25 protein-coding genes are annotated in these 24,671 nt (G+C 34.1%); 14 read left to right on the top strand and 11 right to left on the bottom strand.

Annotation, left to right across the window (positions count from 1 at the left end; translation table 11 throughout):
* Window positions 1-111 precede the first annotated feature (111 nt).
* The 8 genes from OF897_RS02760 to OF897_RS02725 all read left to right on the top strand — a co-directional run bounded on the left by OF897_RS02760 (window position 112) and on the right by OF897_RS02725 (window position 8,018).
* Window positions 112-960 (top strand): hypothetical protein, encoded by an 849-nt coding sequence (locus OF897_RS02760; protein WP_267264155.1) that lies wholly within the window; start codon window positions 112-114, stop codon window positions 958-960.
* Window positions 961-1,086: 126 nt separating this feature from the next.
* Window positions 1,087-2,727, top strand: coding sequence for a glucose-6-phosphate isomerase (gene pgi, locus OF897_RS02755; RefSeq protein ID WP_267264154.1), 1,641 nt, complete (start codon window positions 1,087-1,089; stop codon window positions 2,725-2,727).
* A gap of 111 nt (window positions 2,728-2,838) precedes the next feature.
* The gene (locus tag OF897_RS02750; protein ID WP_267264153.1) at window positions 2,839-3,723 is read left to right on the top strand and encodes a bifunctional 5,10-methylenetetrahydrofolate dehydrogenase/5,10-methenyltetrahydrofolate cyclohydrolase; all 885 of its coding nucleotides are present in this window, start codon (window positions 2,839-2,841) and stop codon (window positions 3,721-3,723) included.
* A 6-nt stretch (window positions 3,724-3,729) separates the two neighbouring features.
* On the top strand, window positions 3,730-4,359 hold the full coding sequence (locus tag OF897_RS02745) for a 7-carboxy-7-deazaguanine synthase QueE (RefSeq protein WP_267264152.1): 630 nt from the start codon (window positions 3,730-3,732) through the stop codon (window positions 4,357-4,359).
* Between the two features lie 37 nt (window positions 4,360-4,396).
* Window positions 4,397-5,767, top strand: coding sequence for an exopolysaccharide biosynthesis polyprenyl glycosylphosphotransferase (locus OF897_RS02740; protein ID WP_267264151.1), 1,371 nt, complete (start codon window positions 4,397-4,399; stop codon window positions 5,765-5,767).
* Window positions 5,768-5,828: 61 nt separating this feature from the next.
* The gene (locus OF897_RS02735) at window positions 5,829-6,581 is read left to right on the top strand and encodes an MlaE family ABC transporter permease (protein ID WP_267264150.1); all 753 of its coding nucleotides are present in this window, start codon (window positions 5,829-5,831) and stop codon (window positions 6,579-6,581) included.
* On the top strand, window positions 6,581-7,396 hold the full coding sequence (locus OF897_RS02730; RefSeq protein WP_267264149.1) for an ABC transporter ATP-binding protein: 816 nt from the start codon (window positions 6,581-6,583) through the stop codon (window positions 7,394-7,396). Before OF897_RS02735 ends, OF897_RS02730 begins: the two co-directional genes overlap by 1 nt.
* Window positions 7,380-8,018: an outer membrane beta-barrel protein gene (locus tag OF897_RS02725; RefSeq protein WP_267264148.1), complete on the top strand. Its 639-nt coding sequence runs from the start codon at window positions 7,380-7,382 to the stop codon at window positions 8,016-8,018. Before OF897_RS02730 ends, OF897_RS02725 begins: the two co-directional genes overlap by 17 nt.
* Window positions 8,019-8,048: 30 nt before the next feature.
* On the opposite strand, the gene OF897_RS02720 is transcribed toward OF897_RS02725, so the two are convergent.
* On the bottom strand, window positions 8,049-8,366 hold the full coding sequence (locus tag OF897_RS02720) for a hypothetical protein (RefSeq protein WP_267264147.1): 318 nt from the start codon (window positions 8,364-8,366) through the stop codon (window positions 8,049-8,051).
* A 65-nt stretch (window positions 8,367-8,431) separates the two neighbouring features.
* The gene (locus tag OF897_RS02715) at window positions 8,432-9,238 is read right to left on the bottom strand and encodes a M48 family metallopeptidase (RefSeq protein ID WP_267264146.1); all 807 of its coding nucleotides are present in this window, start codon (window positions 9,236-9,238) and stop codon (window positions 8,432-8,434) included.
* 104 nt (window positions 9,239-9,342) lie between these two features.
* On the opposite strand from OF897_RS02715, the gene OF897_RS02710 reads away from it, so the two are divergent.
* Entirely contained in the window at window positions 9,343-9,888 is a 546-nt protein-coding gene (locus tag OF897_RS02710) for a DUF4251 domain-containing protein (RefSeq protein WP_267264145.1), read from the top strand.
* Here OF897_RS02710 and meaB read toward each other — a convergent pair.
* Complete coding sequence (gene meaB / locus OF897_RS02705) at window positions 9,885-10,868, bottom strand: methylmalonyl Co-A mutase-associated GTPase MeaB (RefSeq protein WP_267264144.1); 984 nt, start codon at window positions 10,866-10,868, stop codon at window positions 9,885-9,887. The two genes, OF897_RS02710 and meaB, sit on opposite strands and share 4 nt — an antisense overlap.
* A gap of 132 nt (window positions 10,869-11,000) precedes the next feature.
* On the opposite strand from meaB, the gene OF897_RS02700 reads away from it, so the two are divergent.
* Together OF897_RS02700 and OF897_RS02695 are read left to right on the top strand one after the other, a co-directional pair.
* Window positions 11,001-11,294 carry a c-type cytochrome gene (locus OF897_RS02700; protein WP_267264143.1) on the top strand — a complete coding sequence of 98 codons (294 nt, stop codon included), beginning with the start codon at window positions 11,001-11,003 and terminating at the stop codon, window positions 11,292-11,294.
* Between the two features lie 26 nt (window positions 11,295-11,320).
* Window positions 11,321-11,608 carry a cytochrome C gene (locus OF897_RS02695; protein ID WP_267264142.1) on the top strand — a complete coding sequence of 96 codons (288 nt, stop codon included), beginning with the start codon at window positions 11,321-11,323 and terminating at the stop codon, window positions 11,606-11,608.
* A gap of 13 nt (window positions 11,609-11,621) precedes the next feature.
* Here the strand turns inward: OF897_RS02695 and OF897_RS02690 are convergent, their stop codons facing one another.
* From OF897_RS02690 to OF897_RS02670, 5 genes are all read right to left on the bottom strand, one after another.
* A complete protein-coding gene (locus OF897_RS02690; RefSeq protein ID WP_267264141.1) occupies window positions 11,622-12,137 on the bottom strand; it encodes a tetratricopeptide repeat protein in 516 nt (171 codons plus the stop codon).
* On the bottom strand, window positions 12,124-12,822 hold the full coding sequence (prfH, locus tag OF897_RS02685) for a peptide chain release factor H (RefSeq protein WP_267264140.1): 699 nt from the start codon (window positions 12,820-12,822) through the stop codon (window positions 12,124-12,126). The genes OF897_RS02690 and prfH overlap by 14 nt, the downstream gene beginning before the upstream one ends.
* Before the next feature lie 2 nt (window positions 12,823-12,824).
* Window positions 12,825-13,370 carry a nucleotidyltransferase domain-containing protein gene (locus OF897_RS02680; protein ID WP_267264139.1) on the bottom strand — a complete coding sequence of 182 codons (546 nt, stop codon included), beginning with the start codon at window positions 13,368-13,370 and terminating at the stop codon, window positions 12,825-12,827.
* Window positions 13,371-13,456: 86 nt separating this feature from the next.
* Complete coding sequence (locus OF897_RS02675) at window positions 13,457-14,848, bottom strand: RtcB family protein (protein ID WP_267264138.1); 1,392 nt, start codon at window positions 14,846-14,848, stop codon at window positions 13,457-13,459.
* Between the two features lie 10 nt (window positions 14,849-14,858).
* Window positions 14,859-15,608, bottom strand: coding sequence for a hypothetical protein (locus tag OF897_RS02670; RefSeq protein WP_267264137.1), 750 nt, complete (start codon window positions 15,606-15,608; stop codon window positions 14,859-14,861).
* Window positions 15,609-16,197: 589 nt separating this feature from the next.
* Here OF897_RS02670 and OF897_RS02665 point away from each other — a divergent pair.
* The 3 genes from OF897_RS02665 to OF897_RS02655 are packed head-to-tail and all read left to right on the top strand — an operon-like array spanning window position 16,198 to window position 19,438.
* On the top strand, window positions 16,198-17,631 hold the full coding sequence (locus OF897_RS02665) for a DUF4836 family protein (protein WP_267264136.1): 1,434 nt from the start codon (window positions 16,198-16,200) through the stop codon (window positions 17,629-17,631).
* Entirely contained in the window at window positions 17,624-18,271 is a 648-nt protein-coding gene (locus OF897_RS02660; protein WP_267264135.1) for an ATP-binding cassette domain-containing protein, read from the top strand. Before OF897_RS02665 ends, OF897_RS02660 begins: the two co-directional genes overlap by 8 nt.
* Before the next feature lie 6 nt (window positions 18,272-18,277).
* On the top strand, window positions 18,278-19,438 hold the full coding sequence (locus tag OF897_RS02655) for an FtsX-like permease family protein (RefSeq protein ID WP_267264134.1): 1,161 nt from the start codon (window positions 18,278-18,280) through the stop codon (window positions 19,436-19,438).
* A gap of 52 nt (window positions 19,439-19,490) precedes the next feature.
* On the opposite strand, the gene OF897_RS02650 is transcribed toward OF897_RS02655, so the two are convergent.
* From OF897_RS02650 to OF897_RS02640, 3 genes are all read right to left on the bottom strand, one after another.
* Window positions 19,491-19,991, bottom strand: a complete 501-nt coding sequence (locus OF897_RS02650) for a hypothetical protein (protein ID WP_267264133.1) — start codon at window positions 19,989-19,991, stop codon at window positions 19,491-19,493.
* 68 nt (window positions 19,992-20,059) lie between these two features.
* Complete coding sequence (gene scpA / locus OF897_RS02645) at window positions 20,060-22,177, bottom strand: methylmalonyl-CoA mutase (RefSeq protein ID WP_267264132.1); 2,118 nt, start codon at window positions 22,175-22,177, stop codon at window positions 20,060-20,062.
* Between the two features lie 337 nt (window positions 22,178-22,514).
* Window positions 22,515-24,557 carry a prolyl oligopeptidase family serine peptidase gene (locus tag OF897_RS02640; RefSeq protein ID WP_267264217.1) on the bottom strand — a complete coding sequence of 681 codons (2,043 nt, stop codon included), beginning with the start codon at window positions 24,555-24,557 and terminating at the stop codon, window positions 22,515-22,517.
* Window positions 24,558-24,671: the final 114 nt, after the last annotated feature.

Raw genomic sequence — 24,671 nt, 5'->3', positions numbered from 1 at the left:
GGAGGTTTTTTTATTTTGTTTTATAAAAAATAAATCTACACAAGAAGATATTTTATTCCTTATCCATTCAATAAAACTCGGGAAAGTGCGTTAATCATTCAAATAAAAACAATGACCAAAATTTTTACTGCACTTTTTTTTATTCTAAGCTTATCAATTTTTTCTCAAAATCGAATCAAAATTTTAGATTCAGAAAACCAAAAGCCGATTCCTTACGCTAAACTCATTTTAAAAGACAAGGATTATTACAAAAACACAGAAGAAAATGGAGAAATTACTCTGGAACAAGATGAAGAAATATCGGAAATACAATCTTTTGGATATGAAAATTTTCAAGTAAAACAAGTCCAAAAAACTTATTTATTAAAGCCCAAATTCACCGATATTGATGAAGTTAAAATTGCTAAGCCTAAATCTTCTAAAACATTTATCATAGGAAAAGTAGCAAAAGAAAGTACTTTTTACGGAGTGAACAGTATCATTTGGATGGTTGCTAAAGAATTGAAAAGTGACGTTTCTGAGGAACCATTATTTGTACAATCACTAAAGTTTTACTCAAGGTTATTTTCTAAAAAATCTGCCACAATAAAAGTCAACATTTATTATAATGAAAACGGGATTCCGGGTGAGCTATACAAATCAGTTATTGTGACATGTTTTAAAAATAAAAAAATTACAGAATATATCTTTCCAAAAGCATTTCTTCTTCCAAAAGAAGGAATTATTGTAGGATTTGAATGGATTTTGAATCAGGAAAATTCATATCAGAAAATGATGATTATGAATGGTGAGAAAAAAGAAATTACCGCACATGACCCAATGATTGGTTCTATTAAAGAAACTACTAAAAATATTATTCTCGGTAATTTATCGGATAAAGGCTGGACATTTGTAAATGGTTCAAATAATAACAACCGAAGTATCGGAAATCTTGGAATAGAATTGAAGCTCACCAACTGATTTTTAATCCACAATTAACATCATTGCATGAAAATTCCGTAAATTTGCAAATCAGAATTTAACAACACCGATTTTAGAGAATTTCATTCCAATTAATTCCTGAAATCTTATAATTTAACCCTAAATATGCTATCTAAAATAAATCCTACACAAACTAATAGTTGGAAAGCTCTCGACGAACATTTTGGAGATAATGATTTTGAATTGAGAAGTCTTTTTCAATACAATCCGAACCGTTTTGAAGAGTTTTCTATCAAAAAAGATAATTTTCTATTCGATTATTCTAAAAACTTGATTGATACAAGAACAAAAGAATTATTATTAAATCTTGCAGAAGAATGTCAGTTGAAGGATGCAATTTCTAAAATGTTTTCAGGAGATAAAATCAACGAAACAGAAGGGAGAGCAGTTTTACATACAGCATTAAGAGATTTTTCGGATAAGGAAATTTTGGTGGATGGAGAAAACATCAAACCCCAAATAAAAAGAGTTCTTGACCACATGAAATCTTTTTCTGAAAACGTAATTTCAGGAAATCACAAAGGTTTCAGTGGAAAAGAAATTACTGATGTTGTGAACATCGGAATCGGAGGTTCAGATTTGGGACCTGTTATGGTGGTTTCAGCTTTGAAGCATTTTAAAACAAGATTAAACGTTCATTTCGTTTCCAATGTAGACGGAAATCATATTGCAGAGGTTGTTAAAAATTTAAACCCTGAAACAACTTTATTCATAATTGCTTCTAAAACCTTTACGACGCAGGAGACAATGACGAATGCTAATTCTGCTAAAGACTGGTTCTTAAAAGCTGGAAAACAGGAAGATGTGGCAAAACACTTTGTAGCTTTATCAACTAACGTTCAAGCAGTTAAAGACTTTGGAATTGCAGAAGAAAATATCTTCGAATTCTGGGATTGGGTTGGCGGAAGATATTCTTTGTGGAGCGCAATTGGCTTAAGCATCGTACTTGCCGTAGGATATGACAATTTTGAGCAATTATTAAAAGGTGCTGAAAACACAGATCAGCATTTTCAAACGGCAGATTTTTCTGAAAACGTTCCTGTGTTGATGGGACTTTTAGGAATTTGGTATCGTAATTTCTATGCTGCAACAACTCATGCAATTCTTCCTTACTCTCAATATCTAGACAGATTTGCAGCCTATCTTCAACAGGGAGATATGGAAAGCAATGGAAAATGTGTCGACAGAAACGGTGAATTTGTTGAATATGAAACAGGACCAATCATTTGGGGTGAACCAGGAACAAACGGGCAGCACGCTTTTTATCAGTTGATTCATCAGGGAACAGAATTAATTCCTGCCGATTTTATTGCGTATGCGAAAAGTCCAAATGAAGTTTCTGACCATCAGGATAAATTGTTGGCAAACTTTTTTGCACAAACTGAAGCTTTGTCTTTTGGTAAAAACGAGGAAGAAGTTGAAGCTGAATTAAAAGCTTCAGGAAAATCTGAAGAAGAAATTGATTTCTTATTAAATTACAAAGTCTTCCACGGAAATACGCCTACAAACTCACTGTTAATAAATGAATTAACTCCTTTTTCTTTAGGTCAGTTGATTGCAATGTATGAGCACAAAATATTTGTACAGGGTGTTATTTGGAATATTTTCAGTTTTGACCAATTTGGAGTTGAATTAGGAAAAGTTTTAGCAAACAAAATCTTGCCGGAACTTGAAAATAATGAAGCAATTAGCTCTCATGACTCTTCTACAAATGGGTTGATTAATTATTATAAATCAAATAAATAAATAAATAAAAGGATAACAGGTGAATGTTTGATGAAATAATGAAAGTAAAAACTCATCTTAAATACATTTATTTTAAATATCTAAAAGTCTAATAAAGTAATAAAAGTAAAAATGGCAGAAATTCTTGACGGATTAAAAGTTTCCAAAGAAATAAAAGCAGAAATCAAGGTTGAAGTTGATAAAATCTTAGAAAACAAAAGAAGAGCACCGCATTTGGTGGCGATTCTTGTTGGAAACAACGGAGCGAGCAAGGCGTATGTAAATGCTAAAGTGAAAGACTGTGAAGAAGTTGGTTTTCAATCTAGCTTAGTTAAATTTCCAAGCACGGTTTCTGAATCTGAATTGTTGGAAAAAATCGAGGAACTTAATAAAGATAAATCTGTAGACGGATTTATCGTTCAGTTGCCTTTACCCGATCAGGTTGATCAGGAGAAAATTATCAACGCAATCGATCCGAGAAAAGATGTTGACGGTTTCCACCCTACCAATTTCGGCAAAATGGCATTGGAAATGGATACTTTCTTACCCGCAACGCCTTTCGGAATTTTAACATTATTGGAAAGATACAATATCGAAACGAAAGGTAAAGACTGTGTCATCATCGGAAGAAGTAAAATAGTAGGAAGACCAATGAGTATCTTGATGGGAAGAAAAGATTTCCCTGGAAACTCAACGGTTACCTTAACGCACTCTTACACAAAAGACATCGAAGAATACACGAAAAAAGCAGACATCGTGATTACAGCATTAGGAGATCCACACTTTTTGAAAGGTGAAATGATCAAAGACGGTGCGGTAATCGTTGACGTAGGAATTACAAGAGTAGACAATGATTCTCCAAAAGGATATTATCTGGCAGGTGATGTAGATTTTGAAAGCTGTGCCGAAAAAGCAAGCTGGATCACGCCAGTTCCGGGAGGAGTTGGACCTATGACAAGAGCGATGTTAATGAAAAACACCATCATTGCTTACAAAACTTCAGTCTATAACGACTAATTTAAAATGGATTTAGTAGAAGATATATTATTAAAAGAAGGTAAAATGCTCCCGGTGATGGAGCATTTTTACACTATTCAGGGAGAAGGTGCTCATACAGGAAAAGCAGCTTATTTTATCAGACTTGGCGGTTGCGATGTAGGCTGTCATTGGTGTGATGTGAAAGAAAGCTGGGATCCTACACTTCACCCTTTAATGAATGCTGAGGAAATTGCAGAAACAGCTGCGAAACACTGTAAAATTGTTGTATTAACAGGTGGCGAACCATTGATGTGGAATTTAGATATTTTAACTGGAAAGTTAAAGGAATTAGGCTGTACTGTTCACATAGAAACCTCTGGAGCTTATCCCATGAGCGGTCAATTGGATTGGATTACGCTTTCGCCTAAAAAAACAGGTCTACCAAAAGAAGAAATTTATCAAAAGGCTCATGAACTAAAAGTGATTGTTTTTAATAATAATGACTTAAAATTTGCAGAGGAACAGGCTGCAAAAGTTTCGGAAAACTGTAAATTGTATCTGCAAAGTGAATGGAGCAAGCGTGAAGAAATTTATCCTAAAATCACCGACTTTATTCTTGCAAACCCTCGTTGGCAAGCTTCTGTTCAGACTCATAAATACTTGAATATTCCGTAAAATTCTTATATTAGCTTCTGTGTTCTATAAAAGATAAATGCAAAGAATACGATATTCCCGATATCTGAAATCCTTAATCATTTTGCTTGACCTTTTGGTTATTGCAGCGGTTTTTATATTCTATTTTATAAATACAAACCGTGATTTGGTTCATAATCAGGACATTTGGTACGAAAATTCTTTTCCATTGCTTTTGGTTATTTCATTTTGGGTTCTACTAAGCGGAAGAACAAAAATTTATAATATTTCAAGAAATCTTACCTACATTCTGTTTGTAGAACGTATCATTGTACATTTTCTACTATTCATTATAGGCTTGGTTCTTATTCGAAAAGTAAGCAGCAATCAGTTTTTTGGTTCAGAATTGACTTGGTTGTCACTTTATCTTTTCTTTTTCATCTTTCTATTAAAATCGGGTGTTTATTTTTTGATAAGATACATCCGGACAATGGGAATCAACCATAGGAATGTAATGTTTTTGAACGAAAACAATTCAACAGATGTTTTAAAAAAGATAATTGAAGAAAAAAAAGATTTCGGCTACAAAACATTTAATTATAATTTTTCTGAAATTAATCCTGAGAATTTGGTTAATTTTTGGAAAAAAAACGGAATTCACACTCTATTTCTTCCTACAGAAAATTCGTTTGATGAAGAAATACAAAATAAAATTTTCAGATTAGCTGAAGCCAACAAAGTACACATTTCTTTGATTCCCAATATTTCTCAGAATAACTTTTTCTTTTATGATTTAGATTACATTCAGACTCAACCGGTTTTAACGCAGACCAAATATCCTTTAGACTATTATTCTAATTTTTTATTGAAAAGAACTTTTGATATTATTTTTTCGGTATTTGTTTTGCTATTTATCTGTTCGTGGTTATTTCCTTTAATAGCTTTTTTAATTAAAAGAAGTTCTAAAGGTCCTGTATTTTTCGTTCAGAAAAGATATGGTTTTCATGAAGAGGTTTTTAGTTGTATCAAATTCAGAACGATGATTGTGAATGAAGATTCAACAAAGAAAACAACGAATGAGAATGATCCAAGAATAACAAAAATCGGGAAGTTTTTGAGGAAAACCAGTCTTGATGAAATGCCGCAGTTTATCAATGTTTTGAAAGGTGAAATGTCTGTTGTAGGACCAAGACCTCACATGTTGGCCGTTGATAATTATTATAAGCCTAAAATTGGAAGATACAGTTTGAGAAGTCATACCAATCCCGGAATTACAGGTTTAGCACAAGTAAATGGCTTAAGAGGAGATGCAGGAGACGTAGAAATTGAAATGAACAAACGTATTTTGGCTGATGCATTTTATGTAAGAAACTGGAGCTTTGTTTTAGATTTTATAATTATTTTAAAAACCATTTTATTGGTTATAAAAGGAGATAAAAACGCAAAATAAGCTTAATATCAGTCGACCTCGATGTTGACCTAATTAAATAAAAATAGTCTAATTTAGCAGAATGTTAAAAAAGTTTTTTTCAGCGGTAGGAGAATATATGATTCTTATCGGTAAATCTATGCAAAAACCTCAGAAAATGAGAGTTTTCTGGAAGCTGTTTATGCGGGAAATAAACGATTTGGGAGTCAACTCTTTTGGGTTGGTTATCTTCACCTCTATATTTGTGGGAGCGGTTGTTGCCATTCAGATGTTTAATAACTTTGACGCATCATCATTCCCAATTCCACCAGCTTTTGTAGGATATGCTACAAAAGCAGTTCTAATTTTGGAATTTGCACCAACAATTATCAGTTTGATTTTAGCAGGAAAAGTAGGATCATATATCGCATCTACAATCGGTACAATGCGGGTTTCTGAGCAAATTGACGCTTTAGACATTATGGGAGTAAATTCTCCGAATTTCTTGATTTTACCTAAAATTATAGCATGTTTAATTTTTAATCCAATTTTGATTGCCATCAGTATCGTTTTTGGTATCGGGGGAGGTTATCTTGCAGGGATGATTACAGGAAGTTGGACGACTGCAGATTATATCACCGGAGTTCAGATGTATATGCCAAATCTTTTCATTTATTACGCCTTTGCCAAAACTATTGTTTTTGCATTCGTAATTGCCACTGTTCCTTCTTATTTTGGATATTTTGTGAAAGGAGGTTCGTTGGAAGTTGGTAGAGCAAGTACACAAGCTGTAGTTTGGACGATGGTTTTCATTATTATTTCTGAATTACTTTTAACACAATTAATATTAAGCTGATGATTGAGGTAAAAAATCTTAAAAAGAGTTTTGGTGATGTTGAAGTGCTTAAAGGAATTTCAACCACTTTCGAAAAAGGAAAAACAAACCTTATTATCGGGCAAAGTGGATCCGGAAAAACAGTTTTCCTAAAAAGTTTATTGAATGTTTATCAACCTTCCTCAGGAGAAATTTTGTTTGATGGAAGAGATATCAATGTCATGAACCGTGAAGAAAAGCAACATTTACGCTCTGAAATCGGTACACTATTTCAGGGAAGTGCTTTGTTTGACTCTTTAACTGTTGAAGAAAACATCATGTTTCCACTCGATATGTTTACCAATCTTACTTTTAGAGAAAAGAAGAGAAGAGTTTTTGAGGTAATCGGAAGAGTACATTTAGATAAAGCAAACAGAAAATTTCCATCAGAGATTTCAGGAGGAATGCAAAAACGTGTCGCAATTGCAAGAGCAATTGTAAATCACCCAAAATATCTTTTCTGCGATGAGCCAAACTCAGGATTAGATCCTTATACTTCCAATGTAATTGATGATTTATTGCTTGAAATTACCAAAGAATACAACACCACAACGATTATCAACACGCACGATATGAACTCGGTGATGACTATTGGTGAAAAGATTGTATATCTGAGGTTGGGAATCAAAGAATGGGAAGGTAATAAAGATGTTCTTATTACTGCAGGTAATAAAAATCTGATCGATTTCGTTTATTCATCAGAACTATTTAAAGAATTGAGAGAGTATTTATTAGAGAATAATAAAACTATTGAAAATACAATTACAAAAATTGACGATAATGAAAAAAATAATTAGTGCAGCACTCATCGGTTTTTCGGTTTTTGCTTCGGCGCAGATTTCTTTGGCAGCAAAGGCAAATGTCGCAATACCTACAAGCTCAGCTTCTTGGAAGAATTTTAAAACTGCAGCATTGAATACTGTAGAACAAAATGGAAAAAATATAACAGGTTTCAATGTTGGTCTATCTTTGAAAATCGATTTGCCAACTGCATTATATTTAATGCCCGAAATTTATTACACTAATTTCAGCAATGAAGTTACGGTTCAAAATGACGTAAATGCAGCTCAAACAACCATTAAAGCTAAAAACAGCAGAGTAGATATTCCTGTTTTGGTTGGTGTAAATGTTTTGGGGAACTTATTAAGCGCTTACGCAGGACCTGTTGGAAGTTTTAACTTAGCTAAAAGCGATAATTTTGATAATTTCGTTCAGAAAGTTGATGCTAAAGAATTCAGAGTAGGATACCAATTAGGTGTACAAAGTGAAATTAAGAAGATTATTCTTTCTGCAAGATACGAAGGAGCATTTTCTAAAGATCAGAGAAAATTCATCAATAATGTTGCAGGATCAAGCCAAGAGATTGATTATGATAACAGATCAAGCTTATTTTTATTAGGTTTAGGATATAAATTCTAATTTCGATTTAAAACATAAAAAATCCTCAAATTAAATTTGAGGATTTTTATTTGTATTTTCCCGTTCAAGTTCAGCTTGACGTTTCTCAATTTCTAAAGCCTGTTTTTCAAGCTCAACTTTATCTTTTTGAAGCTGTAAAAATTCTTTTCTTTTCGCTTCAGCCTTTATAGCACTACCTTTGCTTACGTAGCCAACCATTCCGCCAAAAATCAAACCGATTCCGATTCCTGCCATTACTCCCATAACGTGAGAGATGGTTATTTTTTCAACGGTAAAATCTGTCGTGAGATAAAATAATAAAGCCGATACTGCAAGAAGTATCATTCCGATTACTGAGAGACTTTTCATATCTATATTTTTTAGAATTAAAAACCCTTACTAAATTCAAGAAAGGGTTTAAGTTTTCAAGATAATTATCCTTTTCCACCTGCAGCTCTGTAATATTCTAAAGCTTTTGGTAAATCTTTTTGTATGTCACTTATTCTCGTTTGCGGACTTGGGTGAGTTGATAAAAACTCAGGTTGTCTCGCTCCCGAAGATGCAGATTCCATTCTGCTCCAGAAAGGAATTGCCTGCTTTGGATCATATCCTGCAATTGCCATTAAATTCAGACCCATTTCATCAGCTTCTGATTCCTGAGTTCTGCCATATTTTAAAAGTGCAACCTGAGAACCTATCGGATAGGCTGCTTCAAACACTTTCGCTAATTGTGCATTGGAGATTGATCCTCCAAGAATCTGTCCACCATATTGAGCTACCATTGCCTGTGAAATTCTTTCATTTCCATGACCGGCCAAAGCGTGAGAAACTTCATGTCCCATTACAACGGCTAATCCAGTTTCATCTTTAGTAATGGGAAGAATTCCCGTGTAAACAGCCACTTTTCCACCCGGCATACACCAAGCGTTGATTTGATTATCCTGAAGAAGGTTAAATTCCCACTGATAACCCGACAAATCTGAGCTTCTACCAATACTTGCGTAATATTTTTCAGCAGCAGTTTTAATATTGTTACCAACTTTTTTTACCATTGTAGCCTGAGCTCCAGTTACAACTTTTGACTCTTTTAAGGTCTGTTGATATTGCTGAACAGCAGATGATGTTATTTGAGGATTTAATGTTCCTATTTGCAATGATTGTCTTCCCGTCATCGGGTTTGTAGTACACGCAGCAACTGTCAAAGCAATTGCACCTAGTCCTAAAAGATGAGTAATTTTCATAATTTGCTTATTATATCTGAACCTTAACAATTTCCATTCCAAAAAAAATCTTAAAATTTATTTTTGCACGTATTTTGATGTATAAATTTACTAATTTTATTATCATGAAGAATTATATAAAAATCATATCAGCTTTTATTTTAATTTTATTTTTTCAAAATTGTACAGCGCAAAAGACTGATCCACAAATAGTAAATAATTTGGTAAGCATTGATGAATTTACATTTCATGCTGAAAAAGCAAATCCCACGAATTTCGATGTTATCAATGTTGTCAATTCAATGCCGAATGCTCAGCAACTTAGAACATTTCAAATTTCTGGCGAAAACTATGGAATAGAAATTAAAAAAGGCGTGATGGAAGTAACGCTTCCTTATTTTGGAAGATCATTTAACGCCGGATATGGCAGTTCAGATACAAGTTATCGATTTACATCAAAAGATTATGCAGTAACTAAATCTCAAAGTAAAAAAGGAAATTGGGTGTATAAAATTAAACCAAATGATGTGAAAAATGTTTCTGACATCAATATTGAAATTTTCAAAAATGGTAGAGCTTCCACCTCAATCAGAAGTAATGACAGACAGCCGATTTCTTATGACGGATATATTTCTAAAAACGAAGAAACAAAAGAAAAAGAGAAACTTTAATTTTTCTTGAGGAATTTTTCAACAAATAATTTTGCTTCAGTACTTGGATTGGAAATCAGGTCTGAAGCATTTTTTTTATGTTGAATATAAGCTTCTTCCACAGAATCATTTTTTTTCATCATCGCTAAAATATATTCCTGAACCCAATACTCAAAGCGTTTTTCAGATTGCTGAGTTCTCACCTCACCAAAACGGTTTGTTTTCTTTTTTAAAGAAATAAAATCATCGATTTTTTGATAAACTTCGTTCAAACCGATATTATTTAAGGCTGAACCTAATAAAACAGGAACTTTCCAGTCTTTCTCTTTCGAAGGAAGAAAATCTAATGCCCGTTTTAATTCGAGTTTGGTGTTTTTTGCTTTCTGAAGATTAGATTCTTCCACTTTATTAATAAAAATTACATCAACCATTTCCATAATTCCGCGTTTGATCCCTTGAAGTTCGTCTCCGCCACCGATAATTTTTAGAAATAAAAAGACATCAGTGATATCTGAAACCAAAACTTCAGACTGCCCCACTCCAACGGTTTCAATTAAAATATAATCGTACCCTGCAGCTTCACAAATCATCATCGTTTCAAAAGTTGTATTGGCAACTCCTCCCAAAAAACCTGAACTCGGGGAAGGACGAATGAAAGCATTTTCTTCTTTCGCCAATTCTTCCATTCTTGTTTTATCACCTAAAATACTTCCTTTATTAATCGCTGAACTTGGGTCAATTGCTAAAACAGCCACTTTTTTACCTTGTGCAATAACTAATCTTCCAAAATTTTCGATAAAAGTAGATTTCCCGGCTCCTGGAACTCCGGTAATTCCAACTCGGATTGATTTCCCCGTTAAAGGAAGAATTTGTTTCAGAAGTTCTTCTGCCTGATTTCTGTGTTCGGGTTTTGTACTTTCAACTAAAGTAATGGCTTTCGCAATCAGACGCTTGTTGCCTGATTTAATTCCATCGATAAAATCTTCAGTTGATATTTTCATGTGAATTCAAAAATATAAAAATAAGCTTCAAAATCCGAGTAAAACTTCGTTAATTTTAATGCTTCTAAATTAAACTTCTTAGTAACAATCGCCTGCAAAATTGATTATTTTTGTTTTAAACAATAAAAATTCATGAAAAGTTTATTTGCTTCTGCAACATTTATCCTCATTTTATTAGCTTCTTGTACTCCAAAAGCAACCACTGTAACAGAAGCTCCAAAATCCGCAACAAGCACAGCCGAACAAATTGCCCAAGGGAAAACAATCTACGAAGCATCTTGTAAAAGGTGCCATAAACTATACGAACCTACACAATTTACGTCTGTAGAATGGGTAGGAATTATGAATGCAATGGCTCCAAAAGCAAAACTAACTGAAGAACAACATCAGTGGGTTTATGATTATGTAGTTTCTGTGAAGAAATAAGTGTTCAACCAACAAAAAATATCATTATGAAAAAAGTAGTTTTGAGCATAATTTTAGGGTCAGCTTTTATGGTTTCATGCGGACCGAAAAGTACAGCCGTAACAGGACCGAAATTTTCTTCAGCTGAACATTTAGCACAAGGAAAAACGGTTTTTGAAAATTCCTGCAACAGATGTCATAAATTACCTGATCCCGCAAAGCATGACGATCAGGGATGGATAAAAACATTAAGCAGAATGGCTCCAAAAGCGAAATTGAGTGATGAACAGCATCAAATGGTTTATGATTATTTGGTTTCTGTAAATAAAAAATAACATAAAAGGAGACTCAATTGGTCTCCTTTTTCTTTTTTACTTTCTTTTGTTTTGGCATTTTAGATTTAATAAATTTCTTACGATTTTTTACAACGTCTAAACTGTACGAATTGAAACAATATTTTTCAGCCTGCTTTAAAAACATCAAAGCATTGACAAAGCTTCCTCTTTTTTCAGAAAGCAAAGATCTGCAGAACCAAATTGTAGATTTGTCGATTCCTTTTATTTTTAAGGAATATCTAATCAGCTTTTCAGCTTCATGGAAATCTTCGTTATTCAGAAGGCAACTGATATAATATTGCGGAACATTTAAATTGGTAATATCACACTGCATTGCTTCTTCGAAATATTGTTTAGCCAAATCATAATTTTTTAGTTGCTCGGAATAGATTCTTCCCATCAGACACAAACTGTCTGCATCTTCAGAATCGTAAGAAAGAGCGTAATTCAAAGCTTCCATACATTCTGGCAAATTGTAAGGATAGTTATCCAAAGCTTCGAAATAATATTTACTTTTAGTTAATGTCATTTCTGTAGTTTTTTAATTCATTTTTCAGTTTGTTTCTTTCTTTTTTGAAAGATTTATCCTGATGATTCTTTTTAAAATCGGTCCCCGAAAATGTTCTGACTGGATTTCCTCTCTGAACATTCAAATGATTATTCCACGTTTCCTGCATTTGTTTTTCCAATTGTTGAATATGAAATTCCATCACTTTTTCTTTTAATCTGATGATGGAAAGTTTTTTATTCTCCAATTGCGAGCGTGAATCCTGCACAAAAACACTTTGCCCAGTTCTCAAGTAAGTTGCACGAACAGCGGTTTCCACTTTATTCACGTTTTGTCCGCCGCTTCCCTGACTTCTCGCCGTCTGAAACTGAATGTCCTTTTCATTAAATTCCATTTTCTCCAAACCTTCCAGTTCAAAAATCCCGATAAACCAATTGCTTCGTTTATGAAATTTTCTGAAAGTACTTTTCCCAATCCAGAGAACGCTTCCGAGCCAGCTTTTTAGAAATTCATTGACCTCTTTTCCTTTTAAAAGCAAGGTCGTAGATTTCAAAGTCAGGTTTTCATCGCCATTTTCACGATGGATGATTTCGTAATCGATTTTATTTTGTTTTGCTTCCTCAAGGAAGACCTTCAGAACTTTGGCAACTACCCATTGACATTCCAAAGGTCCTCTTCCCGAGGTGATTTGTATTATTTTGTCCATTGTTATTTTGGCATTTCACTTAATCTTGGATGACCAACAGGATCAATTCCTTTTTCCAATAAATCTTTTGCAGCCATGACTGCCCAACATTTATCACTGGAATGAATATTTTTGTAAAATGAAAGTAAAACTTCAGGTTTTACAACCGTAAATCCATTGGTTTCGACAGTTTCCAAGTCGCTTCTTTCAAAGAAATCAATTGTAATTCTGTGAAATTTTCCGTTTTCCATTTCGATTGTTTTCTCATATCTGCGAAAATTTTCTTCGCTTGTAAGATGATCATATCTTGTCCAGACTTTCTGAAAACCTTCCTGCTGAAGAATCATAACCACTTCAGCCACATTTTCTTTATTTACAAAAACATCAATATCCTTATGGTCGTGAGCGTGTTTGTATTCCGTATGCCCAATTTCAGACATAAAATGCCATGCCCAACCTCCTGATAAAATGACTTTATTTTTTAATTTTTCTAAAATTTCCAGTCCGCTTTTAATTCTAAATTCCGGCCAGACTTCACCGTATCTTTTTATGTTATGTGGTGCTCCCATTTTACTAATTTTTATTGTCGGTTGATGGTTGTCAGTTGATGGCGTTAAAAATCCTAACAACCATCAACTAAAAACTAACAACCATTTTACTTATCCATTCTCACAATTCGAGGTTGGAAAGTTCCAAGAATATCGACCAATTCACTTTGTGCATTCATCACTTCGTTGATGTCTTTGTACGCCATTGGTGCTTCTTCTGCATTTCCTCCCATCAAGGTGACATTTTTGAGTTTTAATTCTTTCTTAATGTCATTTTGCGTGAAACGGTTTCTGCATTCGCCTCTTGAAAAAGCGCGTCCTGCTCCGTGCGAAGCTGAGTTCAGCGAATCTGGATTTCCTTTTCCACGAACGATGAAACCTTTTGCAGTCATCGAACCGGGAATCATTCCCAATTCATTTTCATTCGCCGGAGTTGCACCTTTTCTGTGAACGATCACTTCTTTTCCGTTATGGATCTCTTTCCACGCAAAGTTGTGATGGTTTTCAATTCTAGCTTTTACTCTTCCTCCGACAGCTTTCACCAATCTTCTGTGAATATCGTCGTGACAAGCGGATGCGTAATCTCCTGCGAGATTCATCGCTGTCCAGTATTCTAAACCGAGATGCGTGTTCAAATCCAACCAGGCGAAGTTTTGCGCTTCTTTGGGTAACGGACATTGCTCTGTCGCCACTCTGGAATAATACTGGGCGATTTCGGCTCCCAACCCACGCGAACCGCTGTGAGAAAGGATTCCGAGGTATTTTCCTTTTGGAAGTCCGATTTGTTCGTCTTCTTCCGTGATTTCAACTTCTCCGAATTCTACAAAATGATTTCCACCGCCGGAGCTTCCCATTTGTTTGATGGCTTTTCCTTTTAATCTTCTCAAAATCGGAATCAAATCGAACGTGTCTCTGTCGAAAATTTCGTGTTCGACGTGAGATTTATGCGTTTCATACATTCCGAATTTGGTATGTTCCGCAAGAGCTTTTTCATATTTGTCTCTTGCGCCGTCAAGATATGAAATGGGCGTATCCAAAATACTGAGGCTCATTCTGCAGCCAATATCCATCCCAACTCCGTACGGAATCACGGCATTTTCTACTGCGAGAACGCCTCCGATTGGAAGTCCGTAACCGCTGTGTGCATCGGGCATTAACGCTCCCTGCATTGAAATTGGAAGTTTCAAAGCCGTGTACAATTGGTTTTTTGCTTCATCTGAAATGTTGTTTCCGAAAATCTGGAAAGATGCACGGTTTGTATTGAGCATTCTTTTCTCTGTCTTCTTGGATGAAAGCAAGGCTTCTGCAATTTGTCCGAAGGTTAAATCTTTCTCGAAATTCTCCGGATTTTGTTGAATTTCTTTTAAAAGAGATTTCACATAATGAATATTTTTGGTTGCAAAATTTCTCTTCATGACTTCCAAAGCGATGTTCACGCTTTGATTATTTGGATAGCCTAATTTTAATATATCTTTTCCTTTAAGTTTTAAATTTCCCATTGTTTTTGTTTTAAAATTTTCGGACATAATTGTCCTCTAAACTCTCTGCAATAGTTATTGCAGACATTTTGTAGTGAAAACATTTTCTGCTTTTCAACTGATCACGTTTGTATTTCTCTTTCCATGGATTGGGTCTTCCATAAATTGTTTTATGAATAATCGCCTTTATTTTATGCTGATCTAAATAAGAATCGAGTTCATCTATTTCTTTCTCTAAATCTGAATCTAAAGGTTTGTAATGAGTAATCATATTTGGTTTTACTCTTAATACAAATCTCCAAGGTTCGATAAATTCGTAGTAAATATTATATCTTTTTCTGAACAGATTATATTCTTCTCTTTTCAGAAAATATTGCCTTTCTCTTGTTGTTAAACCCAGCTTTGGATCATTCCATTGATAGGTTGAAAGCTGAACTAATTTTTGCTCTCTGTCGACATAAACTCTTCGTCCGAATTTTCTTTTTTTCTTTAAGAATTTTCGAGTTGGGGAATACATTTTTGTATTGATTTTGTTCAGAATTCCTTCGAAAAAATCGACGTCTTTGGAACGTTTTACATCATCTCTCACCACGAAGAATCTTACAAATCCCTTTTGGTAAGGCTGTTCAAGGAGAATTAACGGAATATTTCTTCTCAATTCCCAAAGTTCATTACTACGTTTATACTTTTTTCTGATCTGTTTTTCTACATCTTTTCTTATAATTCTTTTTCTGCTTCTCAGACTTCGCAGTCGGTAAAACAGAAGATTGTATTTTTCCATTTATCAATTAGATTATTAGATGCAAGACGTCAGATTTCATACTTTCTAAAGCTGCGTTTTTGCATCAAATCTTTTATCAACTAAAAGATTAGTTGATTTTAAATTATGTCATTTTTGTCAACAAAAAAAAGAGATTCTTCCTTCGTCAGAATGACAGAGGAGTTTTCTTAGCCCCGATTGCAGCGACATCCTTTTTTTGCGTTGGCTTGAAAAAAGCGTTGGCAAAAAAAGATATAGCGGAAAGCGGGATTAAGCTCCTAATAAAAATTGATTTCGGGGAAACTTTTTTAGTTTGAAATATTGCGCAATAAAAAACCCGAAAATCTTACGACTTCGGGTTTTGATATACTGTTATTCTATGAGTGTACCAAACCACGAAGCCTCGCCTTTGCAAAAGGCAATCCTACTGTTGAATGTAGATTATATTTGAACATTGCTTCGTTGTTTTTAATTGGTTAAACTTGATTTTCAGATGCAAAGATATACAATTTTCTGAAAAACAAAATAAAATTTCAAAATTATTTATCACTTATTAATGAGTTCTATTAGATTCAAAATGTTATATTTGTTTTCTTAACTAAAAAAATATATGAAAAACACATTAATGAAATCTCTGTTTTATGTATTTGCATTTGCAATTCTATTTTCTTGTAATTCGAACAAGAATGACGATGTTTTAAAGTACACTACAGACACTACTCTAGGTTTAACAAGAATAAATCTGAACTCTATTTCAGATAAAATTCCGGTGGAAAAAATTCTTAAGGAAAAGAAAAATCTCGAAAATGAGGGAAAACTATTTTTACAGCTTGTAAGTAAACCAAAAGAATCAGGTATTGATGTAGACAAACCTTTTTATCTAATGGTAGAAGCTGGAAAATCGACAAATTCTGAGCCTGATGTAAAGGCTGTCTTTTGGATAAGCGACAAAGCAAAGTTCCAGAAAAGCATGTCTGATCTTACTAAATCTAAAATTACCATTGATAAAAAAGATTTTATTTTTGCAGATGGTAAACTTACCGGAAGCATCAAGGGTGACATCGCTGTAATGGCAAATGAAAACTCAATGAGAGGTTACACAAAATATAACCCGTCTCAGTTTACAGAAAAATACTTTACAGATTTCTGGGCAAGAAAAGGAACTTCAAACAAGGTAATTATCGACCAAATAAACGAATCTTTGGTAAGCGAAAAAGACATTAGCGGATGGATGAATCTTGGAGCTGTTGCAAGCTATGTTTCTAAAGGCTACATCGAAACACTTGCTGTAAATAAATTGATAAAAGATTCAGGGCTTGGCTTTGATTTCAGTTTCGACAAAGGAAAAGTAGAAGTTGATATGAAAACGTTCTTCAACAGCGATATGAAAAAGGTTGTGGAGAAATATTACAACAAAAACAATGTGAATTACGATCTTGTAAAAAATGTAGAACTTGACAACGCAAAATCTTTCTCAATTGGATATTTCAGCTTAGATTTCATGAAATATTTGATTAAAGAGGCTGGGTTTGAAGCAACTGTTAATCATTATTTAGCATCAACCAATACAACATTAGAAGATATTACGACAACTTTCACAGGAGATTATGCTTATTTGGAGTCGAAACCAAATCCTGCAGACTCTTCTGGATACGGATATTATAATAACAAAAAAGCAATGGTTTTAGGTTTTAATCCTAAGAAAAAAGGTGTTCTTACTTCGTTGCTTCAAGGTCCTTTAGGTGAAAGTAAAAAATACACTATTGTAGATAATCAGATCATTTTCTCTGATGATCAAAGTATAAATGCACAATTTCAGGCGAAAAAAGCAGCAAAAAATTCTAAACTTAACAAAAAATCAGGAATTACTTCTTACTCTTGGTCTGACGGAAGTGATTACAACAGAAAAGAAGCCGCTCCGGCAAAAGTTGTCGAAATCTCAAACGAATCTAAAGAAAATGCGGGCAATTTAGTTTCTAAATCGGTAATTACTTTAGACAAGAAAGACGAAAATGCACTGTATTATTTTATAATGAATGACTAATTTAATATTAGAAAACATTTCCCCAAAATATTTCACTCCCAGAAATATCGAACAATCTGAAATCTGGAATAAAAACATTTCTTTCTCAAAAGGAAAAAAGTTTCTGATTGTCGCACCTTCCGGGAGTGGAAAATCTACTTTGGCAATCGCAATTTTGGGTGCTCATTTTCAGTATGAAGGAAATATAAAATATGACCAGCAAACTGTGAAAAATCTTCATCTGGAAGAGATTGTAAAAAACAGAAAAGATGGAGTAAGTCTGCTTTTTCAGGATGTAAGATTAATTAAAAACCTTACGATTTCGGAAAATATTCTGCTTCGTGTTTTTAATAAAGACCGAAAACAATTTATTCCTAAAATGGAAGAATATGCTAAAAGACTGGGAATAGAAAATCTTCTGAATAAAAAAGCAGAAAACTGTTCGTACGGAGAACGCCAAAGAAGTGCGATTGTGAGAAGCCTTATCAATCCTACAGATTTTCTGATTTACGATGAATGTTTCAGTCATTTGGATATGAATAATAAGCAGATTGCTTTCTCATTGATTGATGAAGTATCGACGGAAAGCGGAAGTTCAGTTATTTTTTTTGAGCTGAATAAGTTTTCTTTCGAGCATGATTATCAAATTCTTCATTTATAAAAGCTTATGAAGAAAATTTTTAATTCAATTATTTTATACGCAGGATTATTCATTGCCTTTATTTTGGTTTTGTCTTGTCTGCAACTGTACGAAAATGCAAACCGTCTTTTCGGAAGTAAAAGCAGTGACAGCAATTACTGGCTGACTTTCAGCAAGAAAATTACGCCTGATAATATCGGAAGGAAAGAACTTCTTGGCTTTAATGAAAATGACGTTTCAAAAATTAAAAACTGGGCTGAAGTAAAAAGTATTTATCCTTTTTCTGCGAATGAGTTTAAAGCTTCGGCAAATGGTGGGGATTTTATTCCTTTTTATACTGATTTGTATTTTGAAGGTTTAGATTTAAAAGCGATTGATACTGATTTGACTGAGGAAGAATTTCAGGCAAAAGGAGATGAAATTCCGATTATTATTTCAAGAGAATATTTGAATCTTTACAATTACGGATTTGCTTTAAACCAAGGCTTACCGCAGATTTCTGAAGATTTTGCCAAGAAAATCGTTGTGAACATCAATATCACCGTTAACAATGAAAATAAGACTTATAAAGGAAAAATGGTTGGACTTTCAGACAGGATTCATTCTGTTTTAATTCCAAAAAAATTCCTTGATTCTCTGAACATCGCAGCGAAACCTCAACTTGCTACACAACCCAAAATTTACAACCGGGTTTTGGTTCAGGTAAAAGATTCCGGTGATGAAGGCTTGATTTCTAAAATGAAAGAAAACGGCTACGAATCGAATCAGGAAAGTCTTCGTTCAGCAAAAATAAAGTCAAAACTGTTTTTAGTTTTAAAAATAATTGCTGTTTTGGGAGTTTTTATCTTTGCTTTGTGTCTTTATATTATCGTAAGTTTTATAAAGATTCAGTTTTTAGAAAAGCAGGAAGAAGTTTCTATTAAAAACAGTTTAGGATATTCTCCAAAGAAAATGGTGAGTGATATCAGCAGAAAATTCAGTTTGAATTTGATGTTTGTACTAATTTTAAGTTTAGGAATGATTGCGGCAGGTCAATACTTTATTGCAAAATCTGATGTTTCTAATGGTTTACTCTCGATGTATATCAATCCTTTGCTTTTGACAGCAATTATCATCATTCCAATTTTAGTTTATTTCTTTGTGAATATTCTTATTTATCGATGGCTGATAAAATCCTGGAAAATATAAAAAGTGACCATCAAATTGATGGTCACTTTTGTTTTATAAAGTGGATGTTTTTTTAATCTTTAGAACCTAATCCGTCCATTGTATCGCCCATTCCTTTGCTGTTTGGAGAATATACTCTTTCCTGATCCAAAAAGTAAACATCATGCTTAGCTTTTGCAATGATACCGTTGTAAACATCTTCCGGTAAACCTGCTGTTTCAGAATTTGCTTCGTTGAAAGAAGGTTTATTATAAATTTTCAGAGCTCCGTGCTGATCTAAAATTTTCTTAGCATTTTGCGCTTCTATAAGCGTGGATGCATAAACCACCAAATTAATTTTCCCAACACTTTGCTTACTGTAAGCTGCTAAAATCTCGTTATCGTTAACAAAAACATGATCCCAGAAACTTTTTGTTTTTTCATCTTCCTGATAATCTTCTAAAGTGGAATTATTATCAAATTTTGACGTAGAAACAACGATATCTTCTTCCTGAAATCCGTTGTTGATGAGTTGTGTTTTGATTTCCGCTGTATCCACAGTCTCCGGAAATACTGAAATTACTGTATAAGCCATAACATTTTATTTTTTGGTTATGGTCTACAATACAAACGTCGTGCAACTTATTGGATTCTAATCACATTTTAATCTAAAAAACGGTTCAAAATATCAACCGCACATTTCGGAAGATTAGTTCCTGGACCGAAAATAAAGTCGGCTCCGTTCGCATATAAAAACTCATAATCCTGTTGCGGGATTACTCCACCAACAACAATTGTAATATCTTCTGCTCCAAGTTTTTTCAGTTCTTCAACAACTTGTGGAACCAAAGTTTTGTGACCAGCCGCCAAACTTGAAACTCCTAAAATATGAATATCATTCTCAACTGCCTGTTTTGCAACCTCTTCCGGAGTTTGAAATAAAGGTGCGACATCAACGTCAAATCCCATATCTGCAAATGCAGTAGCAACTACTTTTGCTCCGCGATCATGACCATCCTGCCCCATTTTTGCCACCATAATTCTTGGACGACGACCTTCTTCTTCTTCAAATTTTTGAGTCAGCTCCAAAGCTTTTCCAAAGTATTCGTTTTTTCCTGCATTCATAGCATAAACCCCTTGAATTGTTCTGATATTGGCTTTATAACGACCGAAAGTTTCTTCCATCGCATCGCTCATTTCGCCTAAAGTTACTCTTCTGCGAGCTGCTTCAATGCACAATGCCAAAAGATTTCCGTTTCCTGTTTTTGCAGATTCTCGGATTTGATTTAAAACATCTTCAACAGATTCAGAATTTCTGCTAGATTTTATGGAATCTAATCTTTCGATTTGTTTTCTACGAACTTCTGTATTATCAATATCTAAAATCTCGATTGGAGTCTGTTTTAAAGCTGATTTAAAAGAATTTACCCCAATAATAAATTCTTCACTGCTGTCTATTTTTGCCTGTTTTCTTGCAGCTGCTTCCTCAATTCTCATCTTTGGAATTCCTGCTTCGATGGCTTTTGTCATTCCACCTTCTTTTTCGACCTCATCAATGTACTTCATGGCTTCTTCGATCATTTGCTGAGTCAAAGATTCAACCAAATTACTTCCTCCCATCGGATCCACAACATCACAGATTCCACTTTCCTGTTGAAGGATAATTTGTGTATTTCTTGCAATTTTCGCTGAATAATCTGTAGGAAGAGCAATTGCTTCATCTAAAGCATTTGTATGCAAAGATTGAGTCCCGCCTAAAGCTGAAGACAACGCTTCTATGGCAGTTCTTGTAATATTATTGAAGGGTTCCTGCTCCGTTAAAGACCAACCCGAAGTTTGAGAGTGCGTTCTTAAAGCTAAAGATTTTGGATTTTGAGGGTTAAATTGTTTCAACAACGTTGCCCAAATATATCTTGCAGCACGCATTTTTGCAATTTCCATGAAGTGGTTCATTCCGATTGCCCAGAAAAACGATAATCTTGGGGCAAAATCATCGACATTCATTCCTGCTTTAATTCCTGTTCTTACATATTCTAAACCGTCTGCTAAAGTATATGCCATTTCCAAAACCGGAGTTGCTCCCGCTTCCTGCATATGATAACCCGAAATAGATATAGAGTTGAATTTCGGAATATTTCTCGAGGTATATTCAAAAATATCCGCAATAATTTTCATAGAAGGAGTTGGTGGATAAATGTAAGTATTACGCACCATAAATTCTTTCAAAATATCATTCTGAATGGTTCCTGAAAGCTTATCCTGAGAAACGCCCTGTTCTTCTGCAGCAACTATATAAAACGAAAGAATCGGCAAAACTGCACCATTCATTGTCATGGAAACCGAGATTTCATCCAAAGGAATTTCATTGAATAAAATTTTCATATCCTCCACAGAATCAATTGCAACCCCCGCTTTACCTACATCTCCTACAACTCTTGCATGGTCTGAATCATAACCTCTGTGCGTCGCCAAATCAAAAGCTACCGAAAGCCCTTTTTGTCCTGCTGCTAAATTTCTTCTGTAAAAAGCGTTGGACTCTTCTGCAGTGGAAAAACCAGCATACTGACGAACTGTCCAAGGTTTTTGAACATACATCGTTGAGTAGGGACCTCTTAAATAAGGTGCAATTCCGGGAGAACTATCTGCAATACTTTTATCTTTAATATCTTCAGCCGTATATTTTGACTTTAATTCTAATCCGTCTTTCTCAAATTGATAAATTTCAAGATGCTTTTCTGATATGCTAAACTGGGGATTTTTGTTTTGAATTTCCCTTCTCATGAGTTCTGATTTAAGATTTTAAAAGTAAGCATTTTTGGAATAATGTTTTGTGTTTGATTTTCAATATAAAAAGAAGAATTTTAAACACATTAGTCACAGATAGTTTTTAAAATCAATCCGCAGAAAAGAACATATTAATTTTTTGAAAATTTTTGATTTTCTTTCTTATCTGCTCTAATTTTTTCACTCATTTCTATAAAGTTTATGTGACTTACACATGACAAGAGCTTTTTAATTAAAACAAAAAGCGAGACTGTCCTCTACAATCTCGCTTTTATTAAAAATTTCTCGATACACTACACTTCGTTTCGTTACTCGAAATGACGATGGCGATTATTTATTTTAATTTTTTAATTCCCATCTCATACAACGCAAAAGAAATCAAGTCTGCATTTTCGCTGATTACCTGATCGGTGGCTCTTCCTGCTCCGTGACCTGCATTTTTCTCGATTCTTACTAAAATAGGGTTTGCACATTTCTGTTTTTCCTGCAATTCTGCACCAAACTTAAATGAATGCGCCGGAACAACTCTGTCATCATGATCACTCGTAATAATCATCGTTGATGGATAACAAGTTCCTGCTCTAACATTATGAACCGGAGAATATGATTTCAAATAATCAAACATTTCTTTATTGTCTTCTGCGGTTCCGTAATCGTAAGACCAACCTGCTCCAGCTGTAAATTTGTTATATCTCAACATATCTAAAACTCCAACCCCCGGAAAGGCAACTTTTGCCAAATCCGGACGCATCGTCATCGTTGCACCCACTAATAATCCTCCATTTGATCTACCTGAAAGTGCCATATATTCTTTAGAAGTATATCCTTTAGATTGTAAATATTCTCCAGCTGCGATGAAATCTTCAAATACATTTTTCTTCTGCATCTTCGTTCCTGCATCGTGCCATTTCTTCCCGTATTCTCCACCTCCACGAATGTTTGGAACGGCGTAAATTCCTCCATTTTCCATCCAGATTGCGTTGACTACAGAAAAAGAAGGCTGTAAACTGATGTTGAAACCTCCGTAAGAATAAAGCATCGTTGGATTTTTTCCGTCGAGTTTAATTCCTTTTTTATAATTAATCATCATCGGAACTTTTGTTCCGTCTTTTGATGTGTAAAATACCTGTTCCGAAACATAATCTTCAGGATTAAATTTTACTTTGGGCTTTTGATAAATTTCAGATTTTCCTGTATCTGCATTAAATTTATATGTTGTTCCCGGAGTAATATAATTACTGAAAGAATAGTACAGCTCTTTCTCCGTTTTTTTACCCCCAAAACCTCCAACATTACCTTTTCCAGGAAGAGAAATTTCTCTAATCAGCTTCCCATCTTTGTCAAACTGCTTTATTTTATCAATCGCATCAACCATATATGTTGCGAAGAAATAACCACCACCACCGGAAATTCCTAATACGTTTTCTGTTTCAGGAATAACATCTTTCCACGTTTCAGGAGATGGATTTTGGATGGTAGTTTTTACCAAACGCATATTTGGAGCATCTTTATCTGTAAAAATGTAAAGATTATCACCATCTGTATCAACAATACTTGCGTTAATATCAAAGCCATTATTGATCTGAATGAAATCACCACCTTTCTTCAAATCTTTAATATAAACTTCATTTCCGTTGGTTGCATTCGCCGCAGAAATAATTAAGTATCTTTCATCTTCAGAAAGATAAGCTCCCAAATATCTTCTAGGAGTTTTTTCTCCACCGAAAATTAATTTATCCGCAGACTGTTTTGTTCCTAATTTATGATAATATACCTTGTGTTTATCGGTCATTCCAGAAAGCACTGTACCTTCTTTCGGTTTATCATAGCTTGAATAATAGAAACCTTCATCACCTTGCCATGCAACTCCGCTGAATTTTACATCAACGATGGTTTCATCGATTTGTTTTTTAGTAATAGCATCAAGAATAATAATTTTATTCCAGTCGCTACCACCTTCTGAGATTGAATAGGCTGCTAAATTTCCTTTTTTGTTAAATGATAAATTGGCAAGAGAAGTTGTTCCTTTTTCAGAAAATTTATTCGGATCTAAAAATACTTCTGTCGCTTTTGTTTTATTATTTGTTCTGTACAAAACTGATTGCGCCTGTAACCCATTGTTTTTATAATAATATGTATAATCACCTTCTTTGAAAGGAGCACCAATCTTTTCGTAATTCCAGATGTCGGTTAATTGCTTTACAATTTCCTGTCTGTAAGGAATTTGTGACAAATATCTCTGGCTAAAAGCTACTTCTTCGTCAACCCATTTTTTTGTTGGTTCTGAATCATTTTCTAAATCTCTATATGGATCTGCAACAGCAGTTCCGAAGTAAGTATCGGTTTGATTACCTTTTGTAGCTTTAGGATACGTCATTTTCTGAGCATAAATAGTTGCTGAAAACAAAACTCCAGCAGTTAATAAGATTGGTCTAAAATTCATTGTGAAGGATTTTCTCAAAAATACGTAAAGTTGTGGGAATAAAAAAAG

This window comes from Chryseobacterium formosum (assembly GCF_026460885.1).
GTDB lineage: Bacteria > Bacteroidota > Bacteroidia > Flavobacteriales > Weeksellaceae > Chryseobacterium > Chryseobacterium formosus.
Note: the sequence above shows the minus strand (reverse complement) of the source record. Positions and strands in the feature narration are given on the sequence as shown.